This window comes from Bradyrhizobium sp. CFUWI (genome assembly GCF_056429085.1).
On record NZ_JBWJZE010000010.1, the window covers coordinates 137852 to 154427 of the forward strand.

At 65.7% G+C, this 16576-nt stretch carries 17 protein-coding genes; 4 read left to right on the plus strand and 13 right to left on the minus strand.

Features of this window, described 5'->3' with window-relative positions; all coding sequences use genetic code 11:
• The first annotated feature begins 93 nt into the window (after positions 1-93).
• On the plus strand, positions 94-2373 hold the full coding sequence (locus AC066S_RS22485; protein ID WP_478270644.1) for a fused MFS/spermidine synthase: 2280 nt from the start codon (positions 94-96) through the stop codon (positions 2371-2373).
• A gap of 78 nt (positions 2374-2451) precedes the next feature.
• Here AC066S_RS22485 and AC066S_RS22490 read toward each other — a convergent pair whose 3' ends face one another.
• The 4 genes from AC066S_RS22490 to AC066S_RS22505 all read right to left on the minus strand — a co-directional run bounded on the left by AC066S_RS22490 (position 2452) and on the right by AC066S_RS22505 (position 6338).
• On the minus strand, positions 2452-3450 hold the full coding sequence (locus AC066S_RS22490; RefSeq protein ID WP_478270645.1) for a glycerophosphodiester phosphodiesterase: 999 nt from the start codon (positions 3448-3450) through the stop codon (positions 2452-2454).
• Between the two features lie 39 nt (positions 3451-3489).
• Complete coding sequence (locus AC066S_RS22495) at positions 3490-4272, minus strand: L,D-transpeptidase (RefSeq protein WP_478270646.1); 783 nt, start codon at positions 4270-4272, stop codon at positions 3490-3492.
• 384 nt (positions 4273-4656) lie between these two features.
• Positions 4657-5418 carry an ABC transporter permease gene (locus tag AC066S_RS22500; RefSeq protein ID WP_478270647.1) on the minus strand — a complete coding sequence of 254 codons (762 nt, stop codon included), beginning with the start codon at positions 5416-5418 and terminating at the stop codon, positions 4657-4659.
• Positions 5415-6338 carry an ABC transporter ATP-binding protein gene (locus AC066S_RS22505; RefSeq protein ID WP_126255291.1) on the minus strand — a complete coding sequence of 308 codons (924 nt, stop codon included), beginning with the start codon at positions 6336-6338 and terminating at the stop codon, positions 5415-5417. The genes AC066S_RS22500 and AC066S_RS22505 overlap by 4 nt, the downstream gene beginning before the upstream one ends.
• A gap of 286 nt (positions 6339-6624) precedes the next feature.
• On the opposite strand from AC066S_RS22505, the gene AC066S_RS22510 reads away from it, so the two are divergent.
• Both AC066S_RS22510 and AC066S_RS22515 read left to right on the plus strand, forming a co-directional pair.
• Positions 6625-7344, plus strand: a complete 720-nt coding sequence (locus AC066S_RS22510) for a hypothetical protein (protein ID WP_126255292.1) — start codon at positions 6625-6627, stop codon at positions 7342-7344.
• Between the two features lie 99 nt (positions 7345-7443).
• Positions 7444-8385, plus strand: coding sequence for a LysM peptidoglycan-binding domain-containing protein (locus AC066S_RS22515; protein WP_164718331.1), 942 nt, complete (start codon positions 7444-7446; stop codon positions 8383-8385).
• Between the two features lie 150 nt (positions 8386-8535).
• Here AC066S_RS22515 and AC066S_RS22520 read toward each other — a convergent pair whose 3' ends face one another.
• On the minus strand, positions 8536-9609 hold the full coding sequence (locus AC066S_RS22520; RefSeq protein WP_126255294.1) for a tartrate dehydrogenase: 1074 nt from the start codon (positions 9607-9609) through the stop codon (positions 8536-8538).
• Positions 9610-9761: 152 nt separating this feature from the next.
• On the opposite strand from AC066S_RS22520, the gene AC066S_RS22525 reads away from it, so the two are divergent.
• The gene (locus AC066S_RS22525; RefSeq protein WP_126255295.1) at positions 9762-10586 is read left to right on the plus strand and encodes an aspartate dehydrogenase; all 825 of its coding nucleotides are present in this window, start codon (positions 9762-9764) and stop codon (positions 10584-10586) included.
• A 185-nt stretch (positions 10587-10771) separates the two neighbouring features.
• On the opposite strand, the gene AC066S_RS22530 is transcribed toward AC066S_RS22525, so the two are convergent.
• The 8 genes from AC066S_RS22530 to AC066S_RS22565 all read right to left on the minus strand — a co-directional run bounded on the left by AC066S_RS22530 (position 10772) and on the right by AC066S_RS22565 (position 16569).
• On the minus strand, positions 10772-12076 hold the full coding sequence (locus AC066S_RS22530) for a PQQ-dependent sugar dehydrogenase (RefSeq protein ID WP_478270648.1): 1305 nt from the start codon (positions 12074-12076) through the stop codon (positions 10772-10774).
• Between the two features lie 142 nt (positions 12077-12218).
• Positions 12219-12428: a hypothetical protein gene (locus tag AC066S_RS22535; RefSeq protein WP_126255297.1), complete on the minus strand. Its 210-nt coding sequence runs from the start codon at positions 12426-12428 to the stop codon at positions 12219-12221.
• 282 nt (positions 12429-12710) lie between these two features.
• Positions 12711-13337: a methyltransferase family protein gene (locus AC066S_RS22540; RefSeq protein ID WP_126255298.1), complete on the minus strand. Its 627-nt coding sequence runs from the start codon at positions 13335-13337 to the stop codon at positions 12711-12713.
• A gap of 27 nt (positions 13338-13364) precedes the next feature.
• Positions 13365-14396 carry an NAD-dependent epimerase/dehydratase family protein gene (locus tag AC066S_RS22545; RefSeq protein WP_478270649.1) on the minus strand — a complete coding sequence of 344 codons (1032 nt, stop codon included), beginning with the start codon at positions 14394-14396 and terminating at the stop codon, positions 13365-13367.
• Between the two features lie 28 nt (positions 14397-14424).
• Positions 14425-14943 carry an Mpo1 family 2-hydroxy fatty acid dioxygenase gene (locus tag AC066S_RS22550; RefSeq protein WP_478270695.1) on the minus strand — a complete coding sequence of 173 codons (519 nt, stop codon included), beginning with the start codon at positions 14941-14943 and terminating at the stop codon, positions 14425-14427.
• A gap of 171 nt (positions 14944-15114) precedes the next feature.
• Positions 15115-15777 carry an OmpA family protein gene (locus tag AC066S_RS22555; RefSeq protein WP_478270650.1) on the minus strand — a complete coding sequence of 221 codons (663 nt, stop codon included), beginning with the start codon at positions 15775-15777 and terminating at the stop codon, positions 15115-15117.
• Complete coding sequence (locus AC066S_RS22560) at positions 15777-16193, minus strand: hypothetical protein (protein WP_126255302.1); 417 nt, start codon at positions 16191-16193, stop codon at positions 15777-15779. Before AC066S_RS22560 ends, AC066S_RS22555 begins: the two co-directional genes overlap by 1 nt.
• Positions 16194-16281: 88 nt before the next feature.
• Positions 16282-16569, minus strand: a complete 288-nt coding sequence (locus AC066S_RS22565) for a type II toxin-antitoxin system HicB family antitoxin (RefSeq protein WP_126255303.1) — start codon at positions 16567-16569, stop codon at positions 16282-16284.
• Between the last annotated feature and the right edge of the window lie 7 nt (positions 16570-16576).

Consider the following 16576-nt stretch of genomic DNA (forward strand, 5'->3'; position numbering starts at 1 on the left):
CTGCAACATCACAGCCCCCTTTATTGCCCGTTCAGGCGCCTTGTGCTCCATTGCGCGCGTCCGGCGCCCGCCGGGTTTTGAGCCGGAGCTTCCATGGATTCGATCGTGCAACCCGCCGCCACGGAGCAGCCGTCCGCCTCGCGTAACCGGCTGGTGCTGACGGTCTACACCGCCGCGATCTTCGTCAGCGCGCTGCTGCTGTTCTCGGTGCAGCCGCTGTTCACGAAGATGGTGCTGCCGCGGCTCGGCGGCTCGCCGGCGGTGTGGTCGGTGGCGATGGTGTTCTTCCAGTCGCTGCTGCTGGCGGGCTATGCCTATGCGCATCTCTTGATGCAGGCGAGGAGCAGCCTCGTGCCCGTGGCCGTGCATCTGGTGCTGCTGATCGCGGCCTTCGCCACGCTGCCGCTCGGCATCGCCTTCGGCTATGGCGAGCCGCCGGCTTCCGGCTATGCGTTCTGGCTGCTCGGCCTGTTCGTGGTCTCGATCGGCCTGCCGTTCTTTGCGCTCGCGGCCAACAATCCGCTGTTGCAGGCCTGGTTCGTCCGCACCGGCCATCCCGCCGGACATGATCCCTATTTCCTCTATGCCTCCTCCAACATCGGCAGCTTCCTCGCGCTGCTGTCCTATCCGTTCCTGCTGGAGCCCGTGTTCACGCTGCACACGCAGAACCGGCTCTGGACCGGCGGCTATGCCCTCTTGATCCTCCTGATCGCCGCCTGCGGTGTGTTGCTGCTGCGCTCGCCGAATCTGGCCGTGGTGGACGCGAAAACCGAGGACGTGAATGCGCCGGCGCCGGCGTTCTTGACGCGGCTGCGCTGGATCTTCCTCGCCGCGGTGCCCTCGGGCCTGCTCATCGCCGTCACCGCGCATATCTCGACCGACGTCGCGGCGGCGCCGCTGCTGTGGGTGCTGCCGCTGTCGCTGTATCTGCTCACCTGGGTCGTGGTGTTCCAGTCGCGGCCGCTGCTGCCGCACAAATGGATGCTGATGCTGCAGCCGGTCGCGATCGCGGGCGTTGTCGTCCTGCTCGCCTTCGGCGGCGAACAGAATCTGCTGCTGACGCTCGGCGGCCATCAATTGTGCTTCTTCGTCATCGCCATGGCCTGCCATGGCGAGCTGGCGCGGACCCGTCCGGCCGCCAAATATCTCACCGGATTCTATGTCGCGCTGTCGTTCGGCGGCATGGTCGGCGGCCTCTTTGCCGGTCTCCTCGCCCCCTTCACCTTCTCGTGGATCGCCGAATATCCGATCCTGGTCGCGCTTGCCGCGCTGTGCCGGCCGATTGCGAACGAACGGCTTGCCGGTGTCGTCAAATGGTATTGGCTGGCGCTCGCCGCGCTCGCGGTGGCGCTGGTCGCACCGTCATACGCCACCGGCAATCTCTCGACCTGGTTCGAGGATCACCGCGTCTGGGTCGCCGGCAGCGTCGGCGTGCTTGCCGCGCTGCTGGCACTGATGCTCAATGCCGGCCGCTGGAAGATCTTTGCCACCGTCGTGCTCGCGCTGGCGTTGATCCGCGTCTATCCCGCGGACGAGGGCCGCGTCACGACGGTGCGCAGTTTCTTCGGCGTGCACAAGATCGTGGTGACGCCCGGCGGCTACTTCCATGTGCTGATGCACGGCACCACGATTCACGGCGCCGAGCGCTTCCGCAACAACGACGGCACGCCCGTCGCCGGCCGTCCCGAGCCGATCACCTATTATCACAAGGACGGCGGGATCGGTCAGGCCGTCAGCGCCATCCGCGAACGCAAGGGCGCTCCGCTCAAGGTCGCCGCGATCGGCGTCGGCTCGGGCACACTCGCCTGTGCCGCCGCGCCTGGCGAGGACTGGAAATTCTTCGAGATCGACCAGTCGATGGTCGATGCCGCGCGCGATCCCAGAAATTTCCGCTACATATCGAGCTGCATGCCGGACATGAAGCCCGTGATCGGCGATGCGCGCCTCACCTTCGCCAAGGAGCCCGACGGCGCCTATGACCTCGTCATCGTCGATGCCTATTCGTCCGATGCGATCCCGATCCATCTCGCCACCGAAGAGGCGATGAAGATCTACAAGGACAAGCTCGCGCCACACGGCGCTGTGGTAATGCACGTCTCCAACCGGCATCTCGATCTCGAGACCGTCGTGGTCGGCATCGCTGACGCCAACGATCTCCAGAGCTGGGTCTTCAACGAGGATTCCGGGCGAGATGGCGACTACATCTTCTCGACCGACGTCGTCATCTCGGCGCGGGAGGAAGCCGACATCGGCCGGCTCGCCGCCTCGAAGTCGTGGGAGCAGACCGAAGCCGACGACAGGGTGCGTGTCTGGACCGACGACTATTCCAACATCCTGGGTGCGCTATATCGGCGCTGGCGGGACGGGGAGTAGGGCGCCGCGACAACCGTCTCCGTGCCCCGGCGCAGTGCAGCGTTGCACGCCCCGCCGCGTCCGGGACACGAGACCGTCTTACGGCTCGACCGGCGTCCCCGCCGGCAACCCGATTCCCTTCTCGCCGGCGATCTGCCGCAGCAAGTCGGGTCTGTCGGAAATGATCCCGTCAACGCCGAGCTCGATCATCCGCGTCATGTCTTCGCGCTTGTTGACCGTCCAGACCACCACGCGCAATCCGAGCCCGTGGGCCTCCGCGACGAGCGCAGCGGTGACATCGCCGAAATGGGGCGACCAGATCGTGCCGCCCGCCGCCTTGATCGTGCGCGGCAGCGAGCCGCCGTGATCGGCCGGATTGAAGCCGGCCGTCCAGTTCGTCGCCTTGTCCACCGCCACCGTCGGAGCCGAGCCGCGCTGGAGCGTCAGGTACACCGTCGGTATCTTGGGCGCCTGCTGCTGGACCAGTTGCAAGGTCCTCCAGTCGAACGACTGGATCATGACCCTGTCGGAAAACGCTTCGGTCCCGATCAGCCCCAGTAGCTTCGCGACAAAGGCCTGCGGATCGAGCGTTTCGTCCGGATGGTTCGGGTCGATCTTGGTCTCGATGTTGAAGCGCACACGCGCGTTGCCGGATTTTCGTGCCAGCGCGAACAGCTCGCTCAAGGTCGGAATGCGCGTCCCCGGTACCGCGCGCTGGTCGGGGAATTGTTTCGCGTAAGCACTGTCCGGCCGGATCTGGCCGACGTCATAAGTCCTGACCTGGTCCAGCCGCAGCTTGACGAAAGGCGTGCCCGGCGGAGTGATGTAAGCGCCGTCGGGGCGGCGTGTGAGATCAGGATTGAGCCCGCGCTCATGCGACACGACGATTTCGCCGTCCGCGGTGACGCCGACGTCGAGCTCCAGCGTGTCCACGCCCATCGACAGCGCGTTGGCGAAGGCGGGCAGGGTGTTTTCCGGCAGCAGCGCCCGCCCGCCGCGATGCGCCTCGAGATCGAAGGCCAAGGCTCGTCCTACAATGGATGGTCCTGCAGCGAGAAACGCGAGCACGGTCAGGATCGTTGCGGCACGTGACGGCATGGTGCCTCGGCCGGTGAGGTCGATGGATGTGCGATCGCGTCAGTTCTGATAGTAATAGCCGCGCGGCTGATAGAGCTGCCGGGGCTGTGGCTGATAGCCGTAGCCCTGGTCGTAATAGGGGCGCGGCTGCTGCTGATAGACCTGCGCGTCATAGAGCGGGCGGGTGGCCGAACGCGGAGCCGGATAGCGCGCGACGGAGTCGCTGCCGTCGGCGGGATAGATGTAATTGTCGTCCTGCGGCATGTAGCGGCGGGCGGGCTGCGCCGGCGGCACCAGGTTCACGGGATCGCCCGATGTGGCGTACTGATCTTCGGCGGGCTGCTGTGGAGCGCGGGCCACCGCGGCGTTGGCGCGGCCGCGCGGATTGCGCGCCAGCGCCACCTGCGCCGATCCGGACAGCGTCACTGTGGTGTTGAGCACGCCCTGCTGCTGCACCAGCGCATAGAGTGTCGATGCGTTCTGACGCGACAGCCGCACGCAGCCATGCGACGCCGGCGAGCCGAGCCGGCCGACCGAGTCGGTGCCGTGGATGGCGTGGCCGACCTTGGTGAAGAAGATCGCGTGCGGCATCGGCGCGTCGTCGAATTCCTTGGAATAATGATCCTCTTCCATGCGGAAGGCGCGGAACGCGCCGTTCGGCGTCTCGCGCGAGGGGATGCCTGTTGAGACCGGCCAGCGATAGCGAGCCACGCCATCGACCGCGACGGTCATCTGCTGATTGTCCTTGTCGACGGTGATCTCGACCTTGGCCTGCGCGGTGCCCGCGCTCAAAACCATCATGGACGTCAAAGCAATGAAAAATGAACGCATCTGGAAACGCATTTGAATTCTGGCCTCCGGCCTCTTCTCGCTAGCCGCCGCGGCTCTCCGTCCCCGGCGTGCAATATGCCTGCAATCCGGCTTTGGTTCCAGCGGCCTGCCTGCCCATCGTTAACGCGATGCGGGGCTTAAGCAAGGCCGCTTTGTGCCGCGCCGCGCGCGGCGGCGCTGACATTTTCGCGAGCCGGACGCGCGTTCGACGCTGACAATTCGTTACAAAGGCGCAACCATCCGGGCCGCGCGGCGCGTTGACGATGTCACCCCGGCGCCGGCCGCCCTCGTCATTCCGGGGCGCCCGAAGGGCGAGCCCGGAATCCATTCATCCACCAACCTGCCGCACAATGGATTCCGGGCTCGTGCTGCGCACGCCCCGGAATGACACCTGGATCAATTCTTCAGCCGATACCCCGTGCGGAAGATCCACCAGATCACCACCAGGCAGATCACCAGGAACGCCAGCGTCATGCCGATGCTGACGGCGACGCTGACATCCGCAATCTCGTAAAAGCTCCAGCGGAAACCGGAGATCAGATAGACGACCGGATTGAGCAGCGCGACCGTACGCCAGGTCGGAGGCAGCATGTCGATGGAATAGAAGCTGCCGCCGAGGAAGGTCAGCGGCGTCACCACCAGCATCGGAATCATCTGCAGCTTCTCGAAGCCGTCGGCCCAGATGCCGATGATGAAGCCGAACAGGCTGAACGTCACCGCCGTCAGCACCAGGAAGGTCAGCATCCAGACCGGATGCTGGATGTGCAGCGGCACGAACAGGCCGGCGGTCGCCAGGATGATCAGGCCAAGAATGATCGACTTGGTCGCGGCGGCGCCGACATAGCCAAGCACGATCTCGAAATAGGAGATCGGCGCCGACAGGATCTCGTAGATCGTGCCGGTGAATTTCGGGAAGTAGATGCCGAACGAGGCGTTGGCGATGCTCTGCGTCAGCACCGAGAGCATGATCAGGCCCGGCACGATGAAGGTGCCGTAGCTGACGCCCTCGACCTCGCTGATGCGCGAGCCGATCGCGGCGCCGAACACCACGAAATAGAGCGAGGTCGAGACCACCGGCGAGACGATGCTTTGCAGCAGCGTGCGCCAGGTGCGTGCCATTTCGAACAGATAGATGGCGCGGATGGCGCGGTGGTTCATGACGTCCTCACGAGGTCGACGAAGATGTCCTCGAGCGACGATTGCGTCGTGTCGAGATCGTTGAAGCGGATGCCGGCGGTGCGGAGATCGCCGAGCAGGCTGGTGATGCCGGTGCGCTCGCCCTGGGTGTCGTAGTCGTAGACGAGCGTTGCGCCGTTATCGCAGAGCTCGAGCTCGTAGTGATGAAGGCTTTCCGGCAGCGCGGCGATCCTGCCCTGCAGATGCAGGGTCAGCCGCTTCTTGCCGAGCTTCTGCATCAAGGTCGTCTTGTCCTCGACCAGCACGATCTCGCCCTTGTTGATGACGCCGATGCGGTCGGCCATCTCCTCGGCTTCCTCGATATAATGCGTGGTGAGGATGATGGTGACGCCGGACTGTTGCAGGGTGCGCACCACCTCCCACATGCCCTTGCGCAGCTCGACGTCGACGCCCGCGGTGGGCTCGTCCAGGAACAGGATCTGCGGTTCGTGCGACAGCGCTTTCGCGATCATCACGCGGCGCTTCATGCCGCCGGACAGCGTGATGATCTTGTTGTCCTTCTTGTCCCACAGCGAGAGGTCCTTCAGCACCTTCTCGATGTGCGCGGGATTCTTCGGCTTGCCGAACAGGCCGCGGGAGAAGCTGACGGTCGCCCACACGCTCTCGAAGGCGTCGGTGTGCAATTCCTGCGGGACGAGTCCGATCAGCGAGCGCGCCTTGCGGTAGGAGGTCTGGATGTCCTCGCCGCCGACGAGCACGCGGCCCTCGCTCGGGTTGGCGATGCCGCAGATGATGGAGATCAGCGTGGTCTTGCCGGCGCCGTTGGGCCCGAGCAGCGCAAAAATCTCGCCGCGCTTGATATCGAGATTGACGTTCTTGAGCGCCCTGAAGCCGGACCCATAGGTCTTCGACAGATTGGCGACGGAGATGATGGAGGACATGATGGCCGCGAGGCTGAGGGGCAAAGGTTGGGGAGGGGAGGCTGGACCGGTCCCGGAGGGAGGTCAGCGGAGCCCTGAAATAGGAACGCAGTTGCTTGCCCGCAATTCCCCGGAGAAAAATGGTCTCAAAACAGGCCCTTCGGTGGCAGGTTTCAGGCAAGTGTTGCGCGATGGTCACTGCTTGCGGCTAAGATTGTCGCTCACGCGGCTCTTTGTTGCGTGTGCGAGCAGGCCATGGCTACGATTCCGGCCAATCGCGAAGCGTATGTCCCCAGGGAAAACATCGATGACACCGAACGGCCGTCACACCGCCGGCGCCAGCCAGTTATCCGCCCTCCGTGTATGGGCGATGGGCCTGCTCCTGCTGTCAGCTGTTGCCATCAACCCGACCCCTGTCAGGGCCGCGCCGAGCCAGGCCGCGGCCGCGACCACGCATGTCTACCTGCTCCGTGGCGTGCTCAACATCTTCTCGCTCGGGCTCGACACGATCGGCGCCCGGCTCCAGGCGCAGGGCATCCCGGTGACCGTCGCCAACTTCGTGTCCTGGTCCTCGCTCGCCGACGAGGCCGCGGCCGCCTACAGGGCCGGTCGGCTCAAGACCATCGTCCTGGTCGGCCATTCCTCCGGCGCGACGGCGCTGCCCGACATGATCGCCAAGCTCAACCAGCTCGGCGTGCCCGTGAAGCTCGCGATCGGCCTCGACTCCGTGTTCAAGACCAAGCTCTCGACCGGCGCGGAGCGTTACATCAACATCTATATCGGCGATGGTCCCGGTGAGCCGGTGCGGGCCGCGGCGGGTTTTCGCGGCAAGCTCGACAATGTCGACGTGCGCGGCTCCGGCGTCGGCCACATCTCGATCGACAAGAATGAGGCGATCCAGCGCCGCGTCATCGCCGAGATCGACGCCGCGATCATGCGCTCGCGCGCTCCGGCCTTGCCGGTCGCCGAACGCGGCGCCCCGGGGCAGGCGCGCGCGGCGGCCGCGACCGCTCCGGCGAGGAACTGAGGCAAATCGGCTCGGTTTCGGCGCCGCAAAATCCGCCAAATCCGCGGTCATGAAGCCACGGGGGAGGCCTCTGCCTCCCGCGGTGGGACTGCTGGACTGATGATTGATCTGAGGCGACTAGTCGCGCTGGCAGCCGTTGCACTGCTCGCCTTGGGACCTGGCGTAGCCGCTGCCTCACCCGCCAAGTCCAAGACCACAGCGGCGGTACCTGCCACGCCGCCGCCCCCGCCGTTCGAGCCGTTGCCGCCCCCGAAAGTCTACCTGTTCCGCGGCGCCATGGGGCCGATCTTCTCGACCGGCATGGATCGGCTCAGCGAGAAGCTGACCCAGGCCGGCTTCTCCGCCGACGTCTATGAATTCACCCTGTGCCGGTTCATCGGCAGCCGCGTCATCGCGAGCTACAAGGACCAGGCGGCGCCGATCGTGCTGATCGGCCACTCCATGGGCGGGCTGTGCTCGATCGTCATCTCCGAGATGGCGGCCAAGGAGAACATCCCGATCAGCCTCGTCATTGCCATCGATCCCGCGCACGCGACCGGCGACGTGCCGCTCAATGTCGAGCGCTTCATCAACATCTTCCTGTCCGACAGCGTCCTCGGTGGCGGCGACGTCGTCGCGGTCCCCGGCTTTCGCGGCCATTACGCGAGCTACGACCTGAAGGAAAACGCGCGCGTCTCGCACATCAATATCGAGAAGTCCGATGACATCCATCGCCAGATCGTCGAGATGGTGACGCGGCTGCCGCGCATTCCGCCGCAGACCCAGGCCGATGCCGTGCCGCTGCGCTATCTCGTGCCTGCGGATACGTTGGTCGAATTGTGGGATTCCGGTGTGCGAGTCCCGGTGCGCCGCGGCGACACCATGGAGAGCATCGCCGCCGCCAACCGCGTGCCGCTGTGGACGCTCGCGCAGAGCAATTCGCTTGCGGAGAACGCACAGCTCACGCCCGGGCAAACCATCATCGTCCCGCGCCACCTGACGCCGCCCGAGCCCGCAGCCGCGATGGCGGCGCCGCCAGCGGCTCCGGCGAAGCGGAAGTAGGGCGCTTTGCCGCTGCAAAAGCGGTGCTTATGGGGCCGGCGATCTCTCCTAATTCGTCATGCCCGGGCCTGTCCCGGGCATCCACGTTCTCGGTGCCGCACGAAAGATCGTGGATGGCCGGGACAAGCCCGGCCATGACGCAGGGCGTTCTCAAACATTCGTTCCGTGGATCGCGTCGATCACGGCGTCCGTGACCTCCTTCGTCGTCGCCGTGCCGCCGACGTCGGGCGTCAGCACGCCGGCCGCGCAGACGCGCTCGACCGCCGCCATCAGCCGCATGGCGGCGTCCTTCTCGCCGAGATGCTCGAGCATCTGCGCGCCGGTCCAGAACGTCGCGACCGGGTTGGCGATGCCCTTGCCGGTGATGTCGAAGGCCGAACCGTGGATCGGCTCGAACATCGAGGGGAAGCGGCGCTGCGGATCGATGTTGCCGGTCGGCGCGACGCCGAGGCTTCCCGCCAGCGCACCGGCGAGATCGGAGAGGATGTCGGCGTGCAGATTGGTCGCGACGATGGTGTCGAGGCTCCTCGGATGCAGCGTCATGCGCACCGTCATGGCGTCGACCAGCATCTTGTCCCAGGTGACGTCAGGGAATTCGCTTGCGACCTCGGCGGCGATCTCGTCCCACATCACCATGCCATGGCGCTGGGCGTTCGACTTGGTCACGACGGTCAGGAATTTGCGCGGGCGCGACTGCGCGAGCTCGAACGCATAGCGCATGATGCGGGTGACGCCGACGCGGGTGAACACGGCAACTTCGGTGCCGACCTCTTCCGGCAGGCCCTTGTGCGCGCGGCCGCCCATGCCGGCATATTCGCCTTCCGAATTCTCGCGCACGATCACCCAGTCGAGATCGCCGACGCCGACATTGCGCAGCGGTGAGGCGACGCCGGGCAGGATCTTTGTCGGCCGCACATTGGCGTATTGGTCAAAGCCCTGGCAGATCGGCAGGCGCAGGCCCCACAACGTGATGTGATCGGGCACGTCGGGTGCGCCAACCGCGCCGAAATAGATCGCGTCGAACTTCTTCAGCTCAGCGAGGCCGTCGGCCGGCATCATGATGCCGTGCTTCTTGTAATAGTCCGAACCCCAGTCGAACGTCTTGACGTTGAAGGCGAGATCGCCGCTGCGCTTTGCGAGAGCCTCCAGCACGCGGATTCCGGCTGAGATCACCTCGGGGCCGATGCCGTCGGCAGGAATGGCTGCGATCGAATGAGTGCGCATAAGGACCTCCATCGGGAAACATCAGCGGTTTGCGGCAGGGGATCAGTCCAGGCCGCGGCGAGGCTCGGCGGGTTGGCAAGGCAAACCAATTCGGGCTGGCTTATACAGAAAATGTTGCGCTATGACATCAACCAACGAGAAAGCAGGATGCTATGTCCGGACAGAAAACCTCCAACGCATTGCGGGTTGCCGTCGCGGGCCTGGGCTCGATCGGCACCAAGGTCGCGACCGCGCTCGATCAGGGCATCGAGGGGCTAACCCTGTCGGCTGTCGCCGTGCGCGATCCCGCCAAGCATCGGGCTTTCATCAGCGGCCTGCGACGCCCGCCGCAAGTGCTGCCGATCGAGCAGCTCGGCGAGGCCGCCGACATCGTGGTCGAATGCGCGCCGAGCAATCATCTGCGTTCCATCGTCGAGCCGGCGGTGAAGCGCGGTAAGGCCGCGGTCGTGGTCAGCGTCGGCGGCCTGCTCGACAATTTCGATCTCGTCGATCTCGCCCGCGCCAATGGCGGCCGCATCATCGTGCCGACCGGCGCGCTGATCGGGCTCGATGCCGTCAACGCCGCCGCGGTCGGCACCATCCATTCGGTGCAGATGGTGACGCGCAAGCCGATCGACGGGCTGAAGGGCGCACCGTTCATCGTGCAGAACAACATCGACATCGACAATCTGCGTGAGCCGCTCAAGCTGTTCGAAGGCAGCGCGCGCGAAGCGGCGAAAGGCTTTCCGGCGAACGTCAACGTCGCCGTTGCGCTGTCGCTGGCGGGCATCGGGCCCGATCGGACCCGGATCCAGGTTTGGGCCGACCCGACCGTGACGCGCAACGTTCACCGCATCGAGGTCGAAGCGGATTCGGCGCGGTTCTCGATGGGCATCGAGAACATCCCGTCCGAGAATCCCAAGACCGGGTTGATCACCGCGCTGTCGGTGATCGCGCTGCTGCGCAAGCAGCGCGCCACGCTATGCGTGGGCACGTGAAGGGGATCAAGGCGACGCTGCGCCCCCTCTCCCGCTTGCGGGAGAGGGTTGGGGAGAGGGGTCTCTTCGCAACGGGACACTCCCCCAGAGGAAAGAACCCTCACCCGCGTCGCTTCGCTCCGCGCCCTCTCCCGCAGGCGGGAGAGGTGCAGCCAGTCCGCGGCGCCGATCTCGCCTATTTCGACCTACACCCCGGTCACGCGCCAGATCACGTTGCCGACGTCGTCGGCCATCAGCAGCGACTTCTTGTCGGGGCCGATCGCAACGCCGACCGGGCGGCCGTAGGATTCCTTCTCGTCGGGTGACAGGAAGCCCGACAGGATGTCGCGACCGGGACCGGACGGCTTGCCGTTCTCGAACGGGACGAACACCAGCTTGTAGCCGGACAGCTTGCTGCGATTCCACGAGCCGTGCTGGCCGATCACCATGCCGTCGCCGAAGCCCGGCAGGGTGCCTGCGGGCATCCAGCACAGGCCGAGCGAGGCGGTGTGGCCGCCGAGCGCATAGTCCGGTTGCAGCGCCTTGGCGACCATCGCCGGATCCTGCGGCACGCGGTCGTCCACCGTCTTGCCCCAGTAGCAATAGGGCCAGCCGTAGAAGCCGCCGTCGCGCACCGAGGTGAGATAGTCCGGCGGCGTCTCGTCGCCGAGCCCGTCGCGCTCGTTGACGACGGTCCAGAGCACGTTCGTATTCGGCTCCCAGGCAAGGCCCACGGGATTGCGCAGGCCGGCGCCGAAAATGCGATGCGTGCCGGCGACGAGGTCGAGCTCGTACACCGCAGCACGGCCTTCCTCGACCTCCATGCCCATCTCGGCGATGTTGCTCAGCGAGCCGACGCCGGCATAGAGCTTCTTGCCGTCGGGGCTGGCGAGCAGGCTGCGCGTCCAATGTCCGCCCGGCTTGAACGTCGTGAGCCGCTTGCCCGGCGCGGTGATGCGGTCGGCGTTCGCGGCGTAGGGAAAGGCCATCACGCCGTCGGTGTTGCCGACATAGAAGGTGTCGCCGACCAGCGCCATGCCGAAGGGCTGGTTGAGGTTCTCCATGAAGGCGCCGCGGTGTTCGGCGACGCCGTCGCCGTCCTTGTCGCGCAAGAGCGTGATGCGGTTGGCGGACACGCCAAGCGCGGCGGCGCGGCGCATCGTCGCCTGCATCGCATAGTGGAACACGTTGCGCGGGGCGCCCGCGATCTGCGTCGCCTCCGCGATCAGCACGTCGCCGTTCGGCAGCACTTCGATCCAGCGCGGATGGTCGAGGCCGGTCGCGAACGCATTGACCTTGAGACCCGGCGCGACGGTCGGCTTCCGGCCCTCGCTCCAGCCGCGCGCGGTCGGCATCTTCAAAGTCGGGATCGCGCCCTGCGGCTTCGCTTCGGGAATGGCGGGGGTCTCTCCCCAGGCCGGCGCGGGCTCGGTGCCCGTCATCTTGCGCCATTGCAGCGCCATGCCGCCGAGGATCGCGACGAACTGCGCGAAGATGCTGGAGAAGGTCATGAGGAGCCCCTGTTTGCGCGCGCATCCAACTGGCTGACGGGGCAGACGTCAACCGGTGCGGGCTGCCGCCAGGGCCTATTCCCGCGGAATGGCAGCCGATCGAATTTGCATGGGACGAGCGCCGACGGGTGGTGCCCGGAGATCAACGGCCGATCTGCCGCTCGAGCTGCCGTGCCGTGCGAAAATCGTCGAGGTGATGGATGTTCGGCGCCAGCGCGGCCTCCCTGGACAGCAGATGATAGACCCGCGCGACCGTGCGCTGCTTCTGCTTCGTCCGCCCAGGCGGCAACGCCCGCGCCTTGCGCAGGGCGGCGATCGCGTGCTCGCGAAAGTAATCGTAGGCATCCGACATGGCTCGATGCTCTGCAAATGTTGCAGGTGTCGAGGGGCTAACGGGCGGGAGGAGGGGCGGTTCCTTGGCGCAATGTTCCAAGCGCGCCCATTTATCCCGTCATCCTGAGGTGCGAGCCACGGGGCGCAACGCGCCCCATGGGGAGCCTCGAAGGATGGACGGCCCGGCTACATCTCGGCCGTGCATCCTTCGAGGCTCGGCTCGCGATGCATACGCATCGCAAACCTCGCACCTCAGGATGACGGAGCTAGTAGCAGCGCTGCTGGTTGGGCGAGGGCCCGCTTACCGCGGCGAGAGGAAGGGGATGATCATCGGCACGCGGCGGCAATAGGCGCCGTAGGCGTCCTCGCCGAGCTCCTTGGAGAGGAACACCTCTTCCATCCGGCCCTTCTGCCACATGCCGAGCGAGATCAGGATCGCGCCGAGGATCGCGGTCACGGTGCCGACCGCGATGCCGGTGGCCAGCATGCCGGCGATCAGCCCGGTGTAGATCGGATGGCGCACGATGCCGTACGGGCCGGTGTCGACGACGCGGTGGTCTTCCTTGTGGGTGATGGTGTTGGACCAGAACTTTCCGAGATGCAGCCGTCCCCACCAGGTGAAGGAGATGCCGGCAAGCACGATCAGCGCCGTGATGTAGACAGCGGTGTTGCTGAATACCCAGAGCGGCTTCTCGTTCAGCACTTCCGCGGTCCACGGCGTGAACAGGATGCCGCCGACCAGGATCGGGATGCGATAGCGGCCGGATTCCAGCGTCATGACCTGCTTCTGCGTGCGACCCTGCCAGAACGAGGCGCCGATCCAGCTGGCCAGCCAGGCCAGCCAGATCAGGGCGAGCAGTTGCGTCGGCCAGGTCGTGGTCCAGCCACCCCAGGCGACAGAGAGAAGCTTGCTGAAATCGAAGGACATGAAGGTTCTTTGCGTTGGGCGGCGGCTTCAGCCCGCGCGCGAGGACAGCGCGCGATGCTCGATGGCGCCGGTGGGCTGCTGGCCGTTGCGGGCGAGCAGGTGGGTGATGGTTTCGCGCAGCACCGGCTCGATCGGACGCGGCGAATAGCCGAGCTCGGTGCGCGCCTTGCCGATTGAAAGATCGCTCGCGGCGAGCGCGATGCGCACGCCCTCGGCGGTGCCGTTGGGCGGCCTGCGCGTGAAGTTGTCGGCCAGATATTCGAGCACGATGCCGGAGAGCTCGGCGAGCTTGCCGGGCACCACCACCGGGTACTGCCGGCGGCCGCTCATCGCCGACATCATCCGCAGGATGTTGCCGAGCGGAACGCAGTCGCCGCCGAGGATGTAGCGCTGGCCGTGGCGGCCGCGTTCCATGGTCAGCACCAGGCCCATGGCGACGTCGCGGACGTCGACCAGATTGACCAGGAAGTTGAGATGCGGCTGCACCTTCTTCTGGAGGAAGTACCAGAGCATCGCGGTCGGCGGCGTCAGATTGTGGTCGGCGGCGCCGATCGGCATGGTCGGCGTGCCGATCACGAGCGGAAAGCCGCTGGCCGCAGCCTTCGCGACGCAATGCTCGGCGAGCGACTTCGAGCGGGTATAGGCGCCGGGCATGGCTTCGGCCGGCTGCAGCGCCTCTTCGGCGGGAACGCCTTTGAGGTCGGAATAGGGGAACAGGATCGATTCCGTCGAGCAGTGCAGGAAGCGCGACACGCCGCGCTTCATTGCGGCCGCAAGCACGATCTCGGTGCCGCGGCAATTGACCTCGTGAAAGTCCTGCTTGTTGGCGACCCACATGCCGGGCAGGCCGGCGAGGTGATAGACCTGATCGACCCCGGCGAGCGCAGCATCGACTGCGGCGCCGTCCAGCACCGAGCCGTGGACGTGTTCGACGTCGGGGTTCGCTGCGGCCGGCGCACGGACGTCGAGAACACGCACCCGCTGCCCACGGGCGCGGAGCGCTTCGACGAGATGATGTCCGATGAAGCCACTGCCACCGGTAACCAGGACGAGAGCCATGCAGAAGGTTGCTGTTTCGCTTCTAGAGCTATCGGGTTGAAAGGGAATTGGTCGGAAGAGGCGCCAGAATCGCGGCAAGGTCGCGACGGAAGCCCAATGCAATGAACAATTTTGCCATCACGAACATCGGTCCAAGCAAAAGATGCGAAGGAAAAGTGAATAGCGAGGCTTCGCGGCCCTCAAAAACCTTGTGGCCGATGGTCTGCGCGGCGAGGCCGAGCACCACCAGCGCGGCGAAGATCGCCCACATCGTCGTGGTGCTGACCTGCGCCGCAATGCTCGTCGCAACCGAAAACAGCACGATGGAGACCGCCAGAATGCCGATCCCGAGCGCCACATCGAGCAGCAGCCAATAGATCAGAACCGGCAAGGCCAGGATCACCGCCAGGCTGACATCGAAACCGAACAGCGGAAGCCTGACCAGCGTCAGCGGCAGCACCGCGCCGGTGAACAACAGGAGAATACCGACCACATGCATCGCCGTGTTCCGGGGATCGCGATGGTACTCGACGTAAACGGCAAGTTGGCGCTGAAAAAAGCCACCCATTTTGGTCTCATGCAGCACGGGATCGGGAAGGGCGAACAGTCGCTATAGCACTGGACCGGGCGGTGCACAAACCGGCACTCTTGTCGCGCAAAGCCGTATTGGTGCGTACTGGACCGGCACCAAAACGATCGGGATTTCAAAAGGTTCCGGAAGGCGCGAAGCCGTCTCCGCTCAGCGCTTCTTGGCGGGCTTTTTCGCCGCAGGCGCCGGCGCCGCCGGACGCGGCTCCTCCGGCAGCTTGGCATAGGTCAGGATCTGCAACTGGCCGTTGACGGCCGACGTCGGCCTGGCCCGGTCGAGCAACTGCTCCTCGCCGAGGCCGATCGGATGCAGCCGCTTGGTCGAGATCTTGAACGTGTTCACCAGCACGTCGCGGATCGCGTCGGCGCGGCGCTGGCTCAGGATCGCATTGGCCTCGCGCGTCTTCGAATTGGATTCGACGTGGCCGACGATCAGGAACGTGTAGGGCAGCAGCGAGGCATGAACCAGCGCATCGGCGATCCGGCCGACGGTCTGGTAGGAGGCCGGCTGGATGATCGGCGTGTCGGCATCGAACTGGATCTGCGCATTGAAGGCCGGCAGCTTGGCGAGGTCAGGCGCGATCAGCGGCCGGTTCACAGGTCCCGGATCGTTCTTGATCCTGGTCTTGGCGCGCTCCATCACCTGCTGCTTCAGCGCGGGCAGATCGACCTCGGCGGCTTCTTCGAAATGGTTCAGCTTGCCGACGATGTCGTCGCGCGTCGGCGCCGCGGTCTGGGCGCCGGCTGCGCCCGCGAGCAGAGCGAGGCCGAACGCAAGAGCCGGTCCGGCAATGAAGAGCCTGCGCGCCCGCATCAGCGGTACCCCGCGTCGTCGACGGCTTTCAGGCAGTTGTTGCTGATGCCCTTGGGGGTCGAGACCAGGCAGGGGACCGACTTGCTGGTCTCCTTGGTCGAGCCGCCGCAGACCTTGACGATCTCGCGCTGGCAGGCATTCGCCACCGTGACGCGCGCGGCGACGCGCTTCTGGATGGCGTCGAACACGCCGAGATAGTCACTCGCGCATTGCGGCGACAGCACGTCGCGGTTGCGCGACAGGCACTCCTTCAGCCGGTTCGAATCCGGATTGACGCCACGGCAATTGGCGACGATTTCCGCACCGCAGCTCGCCGCCAGCTTTCCGATCGAATCGCCAAAGCTCATGGTCTCCGCCGCGCTGAGCGATGGCATCCCCAATGCCAGCAAGATCAGTGTGATGGAGCCCCGGACCATGGCTTTATCTGATACGGGGAAGTTCGCGATGGTCAAGACCTGTTCGGGACAGAACCGTCGAAGGCCTGGCGAGTGCGGCGAACAATCCTCACTCGGCGGCGTCGAGGGGCGGCCATTCGATCAGGGCCACCGTGTGGTTTCTGAGGTCGCCGGCCACATCGGCGTCTGCCTTGAGCTCGTCCAATGTCCGCGGCGGGGGAAGCTGGCGGCCGTCCGCGGCGAGGTCCTGAGCGTAGAGCGCGAGGGCCTCGGGCGCATTCTCCAGGGCCTCTTCGATATCGTCACCTCCCGAAAAGCAGCCGGGGAGGTCCGGAAACCACAGGCCCACGGCTTCGTCCGGATCGGTATCCTCGATGATGGCAACGTACTGAGCCAAGTCGGGC

Coding starts and splice junctions, on each gene's coding strand:
- AC066S_RS22510 (WP_126255292.1), top strand. CDS start 6,625: ATGACACCGAACGGCCGTCACACCGCCGGCGCCAGCCAGTTATCCGCC.
- AC066S_RS22495 (WP_478270646.1), bottom strand. CDS start 4,272: ATGCGTTTCCAGATGCGTTCATTTTTCATTGCTTTGACGTCCATGATG.
- AC066S_RS22500 (WP_478270647.1), bottom strand. CDS start 5,418: ATGAACCACCGCGCCATCCGCGCCATCTATCTGTTCGAAATGGCACGC.
- AC066S_RS22515 (WP_164718331.1), top strand. CDS start 7,444: ATGATTGATCTGAGGCGACTAGTCGCGCTGGCAGCCGTTGCACTGCTC.
- AC066S_RS22535 (WP_126255297.1), bottom strand. CDS start 12,428: ATGTCGGATGCCTACGATTACTTTCGCGAGCACGCGATCGCCGCCCTG.
- AC066S_RS22505 (WP_126255291.1), bottom strand. CDS start 6,338: ATGTCCTCCATCATCTCCGTCGCCAATCTGTCGAAGACCTATGGGTCC.
- AC066S_RS22540 (WP_126255298.1), bottom strand. CDS start 13,337: ATGTCCTTCGATTTCAGCAAGCTTCTCTCTGTCGCCTGGGGTGGCTGG.
- AC066S_RS22545 (WP_478270649.1), bottom strand. CDS start 14,396: ATGGCTCTCGTCCTGGTTACCGGTGGCAGTGGCTTCATCGGACATCAT.
- AC066S_RS22525 (WP_126255295.1), top strand. CDS start 9,762: ATGTCCGGACAGAAAACCTCCAACGCATTGCGGGTTGCCGTCGCGGGC.
- AC066S_RS22530 (WP_478270648.1), bottom strand. CDS start 12,076: ATGACCTTCTCCAGCATCTTCGCGCAGTTCGTCGCGATCCTCGGCGGC.
- AC066S_RS22490 (WP_478270645.1), bottom strand. CDS start 3,450: ATGCCGTCACGTGCCGCAACGATCCTGACCGTGCTCGCGTTTCTCGCT.
- AC066S_RS22560 (WP_126255302.1), bottom strand. CDS start 16,193: ATGGTCCGGGGCTCCATCACACTGATCTTGCTGGCATTGGGGATGCCA.
- AC066S_RS22555 (WP_478270650.1), bottom strand. CDS start 15,777: ATGCGGGCGCGCAGGCTCTTCATTGCCGGACCGGCTCTTGCGTTCGGC.
- AC066S_RS22520 (WP_126255294.1), bottom strand. CDS start 9,609: ATGCGCACTCATTCGATCGCAGCCATTCCTGCCGACGGCATCGGCCCC.
- AC066S_RS22550 (WP_478270695.1), bottom strand. CDS start 14,943: ATGGGTGGCTTTTTTCAGCGCCAACTTGCCGTTTACGTCGAGTACCAT.
- AC066S_RS22485 (WP_478270644.1), top strand. CDS start 94: ATGGATTCGATCGTGCAACCCGCCGCCACGGAGCAGCCGTCCGCCTCG.